The sequence below is a fragment of the Bradyrhizobium sp. sGM-13 genome (genome assembly GCF_018398875.1).
Taxonomy (GTDB): Bacteria; Pseudomonadota; Alphaproteobacteria; order Rhizobiales; family Xanthobacteraceae; genus Bradyrhizobium.
Window position 1 is genome coordinate 47,917 of the sequence record NZ_JAGWDK010000035.1, and the last position, 9,818, is coordinate 57,734.

The window sequence follows — 9,818 nt, forward strand, 5'->3', positions numbered from 1 at the left end:
CATACGCCGATGTCGCAATAGTTTCCGGCTCCTCCTGTGGCATCGATCTCGAATTACTCGGCAAAGCCCTGCGGCGTTCTGACCGTAAGCCTCCGGCGGGGCCGGCGGGGGCCGCCTTGCGAGGTGGTCTCTGATGTTGAGAACTGTCCTTTGGACAGTGATAAGCACAGTGCCCAAATCGGGCGGCTCGAAGTGGTGGAGATGGGCCGGCGGCGGCGCTGGTCCGAGGATGAGAAGCTCAGGATCGTGCTGGAGAGCTTGCAGGGTCCGTGGCAAGTGTCGGCGACCGCCCGGCGATACGGCGTCTCGCGTTCATTGCTTCTCGTGGCGGCGGTCATTTCGAGCCGAGCAGAATGACGCTGATGGACGACAAATCGGCTTCGTGCCGGCGACGGTGATCGCGGAGCCCGAGCCGCCGATACCTGCGCAAGCATCGGCCAGCAGCGGTGCGATCGAGATCGAGTTTACGACCGGGGCGCGGATGCGGATCGCGGGTGCGGTCGACGCGGCGACAGTGACGGCAGCCGTCGCGGCCTTGTCCGATGGGCCACGACAGCGATGATCCCGCTTCCGACGGGCGTGCGGGTGTGGCTTGCGACCGGCCACACCGATATGCGCAATTATGCGGAGCGCATGGTTATGCAGAGTCCGCGGCGAGCCGATCGGAGTTTTCCTTCTTATCAACAGCTTAGACCGAGGCCGGTGGGATCTGACTCGGCATAATTCGAGGTTTCCTTCGCTGTCTTGATGGCAACGAGAGGAGGCCAACGATGGTCAAGCCGAAGCAAGGTTGCAGCAATCATCGACGTAGTATGGACGCGGGCGACCTCGCCCCGCTAGTGACGGAGTTTATGGCCCATCTCCGGGCGCTGGGACATTCCTGCTTGACGGTGAGCGGCTACGAGGGTTCAGCTCGCCACTTCGCCTGCTGGCTCACCAGGGAAAGGCTTGCAGTCGGCAACGTCGACGAGGATGTCGTAAGTCGTTTTGCGCGACATCGCTGTCGCTGTCCCGGCATTCGCCGAGTGAAAGGCGTATCCGAGAAATACGTGAGGCGAGCGCGCAGGTTTGTCGATTTTTTGGGTGAGCGTGGCATCGTGCGACGCGAGCCGAAGAGTACGTCCCCAGCTTTCGACCGGCATGTGATCGAGTTCCCGGAGTGGCTGCGCCACCATCGCGGCATCACGGAGCTGACCATAGGTCGGCACGGTCGCATGGTCATGCGGTTGCTCCCGGCGCTCGGCAGAAGGTCGCAAAGCTGGGATGCCCAGCTCATTCGCGATGTGATTCTTGCAGAGACGAAGCGGGCTTCACTCGCCTATGTCAGTGTGTTCGAGCCCTCGACCGAGATCATTCGCAAAGGTAAGGCCGGCAAGCCCAACGAGTTCGGCAAGATGGTCAAACTGCAGGAAGCAGAGAACCAGATTGTGATCGACTACGACGTCTACGATCAGCGGCCAAGCGATTCGGAGCTGTTGATCCCGGCCATCGAAACCCACGAGGCAAAACTCGGACGCACGCCACGCCTGGTGGCGGCGGATGCTGGATTTTACTCCGCCAGGAACGAAGCTGCAGCGAAAGCCAGAGGCGTCAAACGCGTCTGCATTCCTAATCGCTCGACCAAGAGCGCCGAGCGCAAGCGTGAGCAGAAAAAGCGCTGGTTCCGTAACGGTCAGAAATGGCGAACCGGATGCGAGGGACGTATCAGCGTCGTCAAACGGCGACACGGGCTCGATCGCTGCCGCTACAAGGGCAGCATCGGAATGAAACGCTGGGTCGGCCTCGGCGTCGTCGCCGACAACCTCATCAATATCGGACGCGCGATGGAAAACCAGTCACGCCAACCGTAGTCCGTCCCAGCTCAATCTGGCCTCTCAAGGCCCCGCCAGCCCCTGGCGGGGCCTTGTCGTTGTCCGCGCGGTTGACCAGTCTGGTTAGAAGCGCGAATTTTGCGCCGGAAAGTAGTCTAGTGAATGTTTGAACGAGAGTATCGGCGATATCCGACATTTTAGGTCCCATTCATGATCGGGCGATCTCGACTTCATGATCGGGCGATCTCGACTTGTGGCGGTGCGCCTTTCTTCTCGCCATCAAAGAAGACCAAAACTTGCAGGCCAGCGGGATTCGCTTTCACCGGCCCACCAGTAGAACGAAGATTGACCAGCTTCGTTCCCAGAAGGTCCTGCCAGCACCCAAAAGACCAGCGTCGTACACGCATAGTTCGCGAACTCCCTGCCCTGATCCTTGCGATAGCTCAAGCAAGGGGGCATGCCACTCGATCACACGTCTGTCATTCCAAGCACCGCGGCCATCGAGCTTGAGCCTCCGTTCCCGCAGTTATTTCTTCCCCATCCAGACATCTTCGAATGACGAGAGGGGCATAAGTTCCTCCTCCTGCACGGGCCGGTCATTCATGACGTCGGCCGCTTTCAACGTCGCACTAAACCGGACAACAGTGCGTCTTTCGATTTCCGCCAATGTCGCTTGCTCGTCTTCGAAGCCTTCTGGCGAGAATTCCTCAAACGGTGAATCGTCAGCTAGCTCCTGCTTTTGCGATGTGACGAAGCCGAACGCCCTGATGCTGCCGCTCCTGGTCGGTGCAACGACTACCTTCCAATAGGATAGCGGCACATAAACGTTGCCTGCCTCCTCGTCTTCAAGTTTCAGATCCCGCATCGTGAAAATTGGACCAGCAAAGATCGACAGGCGTGCCAGCGTCCTATCGGAGGATGCTTGCCTGCTAATGTGATTTTCGAGCCGCCCCCACAAGCCGTGGAAACCAAACTTATCGCGATTAAATGCTTCGTGCTGGGGCGTGCAGTTCGTCAGGTGAAACGTGTCTGAATTCGCGTACTCAATCTCTGTCTTTGACGCACCCCAACAGTTATCATCTCGCCTCACGAGATGGCCAAAATCGAGTCTCTTCCACCGATCATAGAAGCCTTTCGGCAGCTGGTACTTTTCGTCCATGCGGCTATCGGTTATCCACTCGTCCTTTCCAAAGGTTTCGCGGCCCTTAATCTTCCTCTGGCCTTTGCTGTAATCGGTATTGCAGGCCGAAAGGACCGGCATTCTCCGTTGTGCATGCATCATGCACGAATAGTGATGGTAGTGGAGGACCTTGCCGGCGCGGCCCCGCAAGGGAGCAATCAGCTTCGGGTCTTCGCTCTCTATGGTCGGGAATTCCGCAATACGGTCGCGGCCGAGGAAGTTTTCGTCGTAGCCTTGTCGATCGCTATAGTCGGTGTCGAAGTTAAGCTTCTCCAGCAACAACTCGTCAGGCTCAGCACTTGCGACAATGGCCGGAGCAGCCAATGGCTTTACTTCCGGGATCAACGAGCGGATAGAAGGAGGATTCGAAAGGCTTTCAACCTTGAGCGAGACGTTTAGTGGCAAGACGAGTGAGAATCCCTCACTCGGCAGGCTTGCTGGAATGAGCTGCGGAGCGAAAGTAGGCCGTGCTGACGGCTCCACGTCGATTTCGAGTTCGGCTGCAGTTGGCTTGATCGTTCCTTGGATAGCCGCCTCAAGCACCGGCAGGAGATCATGACGAGCAGCCTGTTTCCTGATGTCAGCTACGAGCCGGCTGGTCCTGACGCCTTCGTTTGCTATCCATTTGATCTCGTGCTCCAGCGGCTTATGGTCGGTAATGGGCTGGCCGTCGTGGCCGATGTAGCGACCTTGGCTATCTTTCAGCGGCTTTCCCGAGTGGTGTAGGGCAACGACATCCCAAAGATCGTTGAACACTGGCGAGCCTGACGAGCCTCGGAAGGTATCGCTCTGGTAGGTGAGAAAGTCTTCAGTGTCATCGAAGGGCAATAGTTTATTTTCACGAATGGCTATCTGCTTGCTCTGGCCTCCGGGATGCTGAACGATGGAAAGAAACTGGCCGTAGTCCGCCTTGCCGAGTTGAGGATTCAGGCGAAGCCATCCGAAACTCGCCAGCTCTTCCGTCCCTTGCTTGGAAAGAGGGTCGACCGCCACGACGCAATAATCGAGATCCTTGTTATTGAAGAAGAACTTGTCAGGAGCGAAGGAAAACCAGGTGGGGATTCGGTCATTTCCAAGGGGGTCCGACTCGTATGCGAACTGGACACGCGAGCGGCCTGCTACTTCCGGCATCTTAAAAACATGCCAATTCGTTAGCAGGAGTGTGGGGGCGATCATGAAGCCAGTAGCAGACCCTCCGCGATCACCCGGCGACGGTGGTATTTTGATGCAACCAACAGAACGGGCCGCACGAATGCCTGCCCAGAAGTAGTGTAGGCTCAGTAGGTCATTCGTTCCCATCGCGCGCTCAAGGGCGGCGATGTCATCGGGCGTCCGGTTTTCATTGATGTACCGAGTAACGCGATCCGCCCGATCCTTCGGAAGATCAGGCTTTGCCGCAGGTGCCTTGAGTTCACCGCGCTTCGAGTCGACTCGCGCGGTCGTCGTGGCGACTACTTCAGTATCAATCTGCATACGTTCCCCGTAAAATTAGATCTTTAGAAACAACACAAACCGGCCCGTGGCTCGGCTTCAAACGGCACTTCGCGTCAATCATGGAAACTTAAGGTTCAGTTGAATCTGGCAATGATCACTGGGCCAACGGGAACGCGGCGTTTCCTCTTCAATGTCTTTGCCGTATCGCCATTTCCAGTATGATCCCGCGTCCGCAAGGGCAGCGGCCTTCTCATTCAAGACAAAGAAATCTATCGAAAAGCGTTGGCTGGCGGGCTCGGTAGGCCAGCACTTGAACTCCTTGTTCTTAGGGATATGGGTAAGTTTCACGTCATCGTCAGGGCTCGACGTGGACGCGCCAGACATCACATCCCACATATCAGTCGTCTTTATCTCAGGGCTTTCGCGGTCGAACCTGCGATTGAAGTCTCCGGCAACGATAACCGGCCCACCGCCCTGATGCGCTGCCCTGATCCAGGATTTAAGCGGTTGCAGCTGACGAAAGAGCGCTGGACAGTGGTCGTTATCTGAAGGTTCTTCGATGGGATCTTCGTTGCAGCGAGACTTCATGTGCACGACGAGTAGCCGCAAAAGAGCGCCATTTTTGTTCAAGGTAATGTCGAGCCCCCACCGGGTCTGGTGGTCAGTTGCCGGGTCTTTTGGCCCAAGATCCACGACGTCCCTCGTATCTCCGAGTGAAACGCCAGAAGATCGCTTGATTGCTAAAGCAACATACTGCCTGGCAGGATTGGTGAGTTCGCCCGGCAGAGTACTCACGGCTGAGGTCGGGTCGGTTACGCACTGCGGCTTGATATCCGAAAGCTGGTTGAAAGGATAATCGGGCGCCAGGCCACGCTGGTCCGCAACGGTCTGCCCGGAAATGCAGAGAATGTACTGGGATGGTGGGAAAACGCGCGCGAGCGCGCGAAGGCTCGCGATCTCCTGCATGGCGTAGACGTGGCCGTCGCTGCATTCACGATAGAGCCGCAAGTCCTTGAATTCATCTTCCGAGCGGAGGAGACGATCATAGACCCTCACTGCCGTCGCTAATTCGGCGATATTCCACGAAATGAGCTTGATCTCACTCGGCTTCGGATCAGGCCCTTTTGCACCGCAATTGATGTCTTGCGCGAGGGAGGAAGCCGACAAGCCAAGAATCCACAAAGCAACAAGCGCGATCATCTTCATGGACGAGCCCCTCGAATCCAAAATCGCATTTTTAAGATACAACTATGACGAGAAGATTACAAGTTTTCGCTACAGATGCTTTAACGCTGGTTCAGCGTCTACCGGACCAATCTGCGCTTGGCGACTGCATACTCAGCCAGTGCACAACATCGCTGTCAGAATGCGCGGCGATGGGATCGATCTATCTTGCCTCCTGAGCGGTGACGTGGACCAACGGTACAGGATATGCCGTGTCCCCGCTTGACGGCGTCAACGGCGTCCGCCGCAATCCGCTTGCGCGCATCGGCACCTCTAAAAATCATTACGGTGTCCCCCGACCCGTTACCACTATAAATTGTTCAACCCAAGCAGGTTAAGCAAAGTTCTTACTCCTTGATAGTCCAAAACCGAAATCTATCGGTAGCTCCGGACCGGTGCCTCCCAGGTCGGAGATAGGGCCTGCGTCGTTCATCGATGGCCTCGGAGGCGCTATTCTGAGGAATCATCCGAGACGACGCGCTGCCCTCGTCCTTGTCGCACTACCTGCTGTACCACGCTCGGCCCGAGCTCGGCCAGCGTGGTCACTTTGCATCCTCCATGCTGCGCACGACGTCAATCAGCGGACGGTCCTCCGCTTTGGCCGCGCTAGCTACTTTCCGGCGCAAAATTCGGCTGCCTTTTGAGGCAGCCAGAATCGCTTGGTGGGGCGAAAACTGCAAGATCGGACGGAATCAGCGTTGACTTGTGTGGGTGAGATTGATTCATTCTTATGAATGATTCGAGATCGAGCTCTTCAAACCCGCGAGAGGCTTGTCGGCAAGCTGCCGGTCACCGGCGAACTGCTGCGTGGTTCGCTGCTGGAGCGCACGGTTCGTCACAAGAGCGGCTGCCCGAAATGTGCGCGCGGCGAAGGGCACCAAGTGTACGTGCTGACGGTGAGCTATGGCGGCGGACGCGTTCGCCAGTTCAGCGTGCGCCGTGAACGCGTTGCTGAAGTGCGCCGTTGGCTGGACAACTATCAGAAGCTGAAAGAAGCGATCGAAGCGATCTGCGAGCTCAATCGCGACCTGCTGGGCCCCGATGCGGCGGCGCCGCGGGGCGAGAGGAAGATACGACGGTGGTGGAGACGAACACACTCATCAGCGATCGTCCCCGCTCGCGGTGGAATCGTTGCGCATCGCCGCTAACAGCCTAAGCAAACGTTCCAGATCATCTGGCTTGAGTTTGGAGAGTTCGCGTGCGGCAAGCTCAAGCCGCGGATCTTGAGCGTCGAGCGTCTCGGGCGCTTCGCCGAGCAGCCAGGCGACGCTGACGTCATAGATCTCTGCAAGTCGGACGAGTTCGTCGGCTGAGACACGGCGGTTGCCTGCTTCGATCTCGGTGATGGAAGGACGGTGCAGGCCGATTATCTTGGCGACATGGGCTTGTGACAAGCCGGGCAGCTTGCGCGCCTCTTTCAGTCGATCAGCGATCTGGGCCCGCTTCGCGGGATCGAGCTCGGTCATGCCGCGGCCGCTTCCTTCTCGCTTTGCTTCTTGAGCAGGTCACAGACGAAGATCGCCGTCTCGTCGATGGAGCGCGGAAGCTTGGTGGTCTCGTCGACGAAGATATTGACGTCGTTCGGGATCGTCGCGCCGATCTCTGTGGCGAGGATCGTGGTCGCGACGGGCCAGACCTTGCTGTCGAACTTGGGCAAGGTCTCAACCGGTTTGATCGCGCCACTCAGCGCTGGGCACTCCAAGCCGCTGTCAGCTTGAATCTGGCTGAGAACAGCGATTAGCTTTTCCTTAAGGGTAGCAGGGTCCATGGAAGCCTCCTTGATCCGACATATGGTAAGACAATCTTACATTCGTGGATTTTCAAGGGCTGTCGATCCTTCCAGCCGACTAGCAAAATGTAATCTTCGTGCTACATATTTTGCCAATCTGTAGTACGAAGGTGACAAATGCCTACTCCACATAATCCTCCTGCCGCTGTGCGGCGGGCCCTGCGCAAGCTCGGCACGGACATTCACGATGCCCGCCGGCGACGACGGCTGCCGATGGCGGTCGTGGCCGAGCGCGCATTCACTTCCCGCTCAACGCTCCAGAAAGTTGAAGCCGGGGACACCAATGTAAGCGTCGGGATTTATGCCGGCGTCCTCCAGGCGCTCGGCCTGCTCGACCGTCTGAGCCAGGTCGCCGACATCAGCAACGACCCAGTCGGACAGGCGCTGGCCAGCGCAGAGCTACCCAAACATATCCACCTCAAGCGAACCGCCCGAGCCGACAATGGCTGATTTCGAAGTCCACATCGAGCTGGACGGCCGCACGCGGCGCGTCGGTTTGGCCAGAAGCAACCGCGTTCGAGGTAACGAAACAGTCGTCTTCGAGTATGCGCCCGAGTGGCTCGAAGATCCTGATCGCTTCTCTATCGAGCCGGCCCTCAAGCTGACGCGCGGCGGCTTCGCGCCACCACCCGGCCAAGCCATCTTCGGCTCCATCGGCGACTCCGCACCCGACACTTGGGGCCGACGTCTGATGCAACGCTCCGAACGCCGCCTAGCTGAACGCGAGGGCCGCGCAGTTCGCACCCTGGCGGAGAGCGATTACCTGCTTGGCGTCGCCGATGAAACCCGTCTCGGCGCGCTACTATTCCGCTGGGCAGGGCAAGAGACTTTCCAGGCGCCGATCCGCGCCGCCGTCCCTGCCCTGATCGAACTCGGACGGCTCCTGCAGATTACCGAGCGGATTCTCCGGGACGAGGAAACGGACGAGGATCGCCAGCTTATCTTCGCACCCGGCACCTCTCTCGGCGGAGCACGGCCGAAAGCATCCGTCGTTGATCAGCATGGCAACCTCTCCATCGCCAAATTCCCGAAGGAGACCGACGACTATAGCATGGAGACCTGGGAGGAGATCGCGCTGCGGCTGGCTGGTCAGGCCGGCATCGCTACTCCGCACCATGAATTAATCGAAGTGGCCGGCAAACCGGTCATGCTGTCGCGTCGCTTCGACCGCACCGGCGCGACCCGCATCCCATTCTTGTCGGCCATGGCGATGATGGGCGCCAAAGACGGCGAGCGGGGCAGCTATCCGGAGATAGTCGACGCCCTTGCGCAACATGGCGCGCAAGGAAAGACCGACGCCCATGCACTCTATCGGCGCGTCGTCTTCAACGTGCTCATCTCCAATGTCGACGATCACCTGCGCAACCACGGCTTCCTCTGGCTCGGTAAGGCGGGCTGGACGCTCTCTCCCGCCTACGACCTCAACCCGGTGCCGACGGATCTCAAAGCACGCGTGCTGACAACAAATATCGACCTCGACGAAGGCACCTGTTCACTCGACTTGCTGGAAGCCGCTTCGGAGTTTTTCGGCCTCACGCTCGTGCAAGCCCGCGCAACTATTAAAGAAGTCGCGGCGGTGACGACGACCTGGCGTGATAGCGCCAAAGCAGTCGGCGCCAGATCGGCTGAGATCAACCGCATGGCCAGCGCCTTCGAACACGATGATCTCAAACGAGCCTTGGCGCTATGACGAGAACCTACGCCGGAGCATTGCTGGTGATGATCTGCCAAAGACGTAGCGCGACCGAAAGAACACCACTTCGAGATCATTTGAACTTGAACATTCGCTTTCAGCGGCGCTAGACGGCTACGGTCATGGCCATTTCATGAATCGTTAGGCTAGCTATCAGCTGGTCTTAAGGGGCGCAGACGATAATGTTTCCGATCCACAGCACATTTCCAAACGAGATGGCCGTCATAGGTCGCCTTTTGCTTGATTACGGCGAGCTTGAACTTGATCTGATGAATTGCGTCCAAGTCGCCCGCAAGTACGACATGAATTCAACCTTGAAAGCGATGTTCAGAATTAGGGGCGAAATGAGCCGCATCCAAATAGCTGATGCGCTCGGCCGCGTAGCGCTCCGCTATTCTCGGGAAATCGTCCTTCTCAAACCCTTCCGGCCTCAGCAGCCAGGGCGCGTCTTTCGTATACGAGGTGATTGCGTTCTTGCAGACCGGGCACGTGCCCTCTGCGAACAATTTAGCGAAGGCGTCGGCCGCGTTCTGCGCGTGTGCCTGCGCGCGCCGATTGTTGGCTTCAACCTAGACGACCGATTCCATGAAACCCGCGTGCTGCAGCAGGCTGAATTGATGGAACGGACGGGTTGTTGGCGGATTCCTCGTTTGCGGTCGGCGAAACGAGGAGCTGTATCATGGCAGG

General features: G+C 58.1%; 9 protein-coding genes and 2 pseudogenes. 6 read left to right on the top strand and 5 right to left on the bottom strand.

Annotation, left to right across the window (positions count from 1 at the left end; all coding sequences use genetic code 11):
• Positions 1-201 precede the first annotated feature (201 nt).
• Positions 202-357 carry a transposase gene (locus tag KJQ96_RS40620; protein WP_375293225.1) on the top strand — a complete coding sequence of 52 codons (156 nt, stop codon included), beginning with the start codon at positions 202-204 and terminating at the stop codon, positions 355-357.
• A gap of 551 nt (positions 358-908) precedes the next feature.
• On the opposite strand, the gene KJQ96_RS32550 is transcribed toward KJQ96_RS40620, so the two are convergent.
• Entirely contained in the window at positions 909-1,142 is a 234-nt protein-coding gene (locus KJQ96_RS32550) for a hypothetical protein (protein ID WP_213290428.1), read from the bottom strand.
• Positions 1,143-1,322: 180 nt separating this feature from the next.
• On the opposite strand from KJQ96_RS32550, the pseudogene KJQ96_RS32555 reads away from it, so the two are divergent.
• Positions 1,323-1,850 (top strand): annotated as a pseudogene (locus tag KJQ96_RS32555) (transposase); the annotation flags it as partial.
• Between the two features lie 487 nt (positions 1,851-2,337).
• On the opposite strand, the gene KJQ96_RS32560 reads toward KJQ96_RS32555, so the two are convergent.
• The gene (locus KJQ96_RS32560; RefSeq protein WP_213290429.1) at positions 2,338-4,464 is read right to left on the bottom strand and encodes a DNA/RNA non-specific endonuclease; all 2,127 of its coding nucleotides are present in this window, start codon (positions 4,462-4,464) and stop codon (positions 2,338-2,340) included.
• A 78-nt stretch (positions 4,465-4,542) separates the two neighbouring features.
• Positions 4,543-5,631 carry a hypothetical protein gene (locus KJQ96_RS32565; RefSeq protein WP_213290430.1) on the bottom strand — a complete coding sequence of 363 codons (1,089 nt, stop codon included), beginning with the start codon at positions 5,629-5,631 and terminating at the stop codon, positions 4,543-4,545.
• A 752-nt stretch (positions 5,632-6,383) separates the two neighbouring features.
• Between KJQ96_RS32565 and KJQ96_RS32570 the strand changes: the two genes are divergently transcribed.
• The gene (locus KJQ96_RS32570; RefSeq protein WP_213290431.1) at positions 6,384-6,797 is read left to right on the top strand and encodes a DUF6788 family protein; all 414 of its coding nucleotides are present in this window, start codon (positions 6,384-6,386) and stop codon (positions 6,795-6,797) included.
• Here KJQ96_RS32570 and KJQ96_RS32575 read toward each other — a convergent pair.
• Positions 6,750-7,115: a helix-turn-helix domain-containing protein gene (locus KJQ96_RS32575; protein WP_213290432.1), complete on the bottom strand. Its 366-nt coding sequence runs from the start codon at positions 7,113-7,115 to the stop codon at positions 6,750-6,752. The two genes, KJQ96_RS32570 and KJQ96_RS32575, sit on opposite strands and share 48 nt — an antisense overlap.
• A complete protein-coding gene (locus KJQ96_RS32580; RefSeq protein WP_213290433.1) occupies positions 7,112-7,417 on the bottom strand; it encodes a hypothetical protein in 306 nt (101 codons plus the stop codon). The genes KJQ96_RS32575 and KJQ96_RS32580 overlap by 4 nt, the downstream gene beginning before the upstream one ends.
• 138 nt (positions 7,418-7,555) lie before the next feature.
• Between KJQ96_RS32580 and KJQ96_RS32585 the strand changes: the two genes are divergently transcribed.
• The 3 genes and pseudogenes from KJQ96_RS32585 to KJQ96_RS32595 all read left to right on the top strand — a co-directional run.
• Positions 7,556-7,888, top strand: coding sequence for a helix-turn-helix domain-containing protein (locus tag KJQ96_RS32585; RefSeq protein WP_108523282.1), 333 nt, complete (start codon positions 7,556-7,558; stop codon positions 7,886-7,888).
• Complete coding sequence (locus KJQ96_RS32590) at positions 7,881-9,128, top strand: type II toxin-antitoxin system HipA family toxin (protein ID WP_213290434.1); 1,248 nt, start codon at positions 7,881-7,883, stop codon at positions 9,126-9,128. The genes KJQ96_RS32585 and KJQ96_RS32590 overlap by 8 nt, the downstream gene beginning before the upstream one ends.
• A gap of 185 nt (positions 9,129-9,313) precedes the next feature.
• Positions 9,314-9,818 (top strand): annotated as a pseudogene (locus KJQ96_RS32595) (hypothetical protein); the annotation flags it as partial.

Coding starts and splice junctions, on each gene's coding strand:
- KJQ96_RS40620 (WP_375293225.1), top strand. CDS start 202: ATGGGCCGGCGGCGGCGCTGGTCCGAGGATGAGAAGCTCAGGATCGTG.
- KJQ96_RS32550 (WP_213290428.1), bottom strand. CDS start 1,142: ATGCCGGTCGAAAGCTGGGGACGTACTCTTCGGCTCGCGTCGCACGAT.
- KJQ96_RS32560 (WP_213290429.1), bottom strand. CDS start 4,464: ATGCAGATTGATACTGAAGTAGTCGCCACGACGACCGCGCGAGTCGAC.
- KJQ96_RS32565 (WP_213290430.1), bottom strand. CDS start 5,631: ATGAAGATGATCGCGCTTGTTGCTTTGTGGATTCTTGGCTTGTCGGCT.
- KJQ96_RS32570 (WP_213290431.1), top strand. CDS start 6,384: ATGATTCGAGATCGAGCTCTTCAAACCCGCGAGAGGCTTGTCGGCAAG.
- KJQ96_RS32575 (WP_213290432.1), bottom strand. CDS start 7,115: ATGACCGAGCTCGATCCCGCGAAGCGGGCCCAGATCGCTGATCGACTG.
- KJQ96_RS32580 (WP_213290433.1), bottom strand. CDS start 7,417: ATGGACCCTGCTACCCTTAAGGAAAAGCTAATCGCTGTTCTCAGCCAG.
- KJQ96_RS32585 (WP_108523282.1), top strand. CDS start 7,556: ATGCCTACTCCACATAATCCTCCTGCCGCTGTGCGGCGGGCCCTGCGC.
- KJQ96_RS32590 (WP_213290434.1), top strand. CDS start 7,881: ATGGCTGATTTCGAAGTCCACATCGAGCTGGACGGCCGCACGCGGCGC.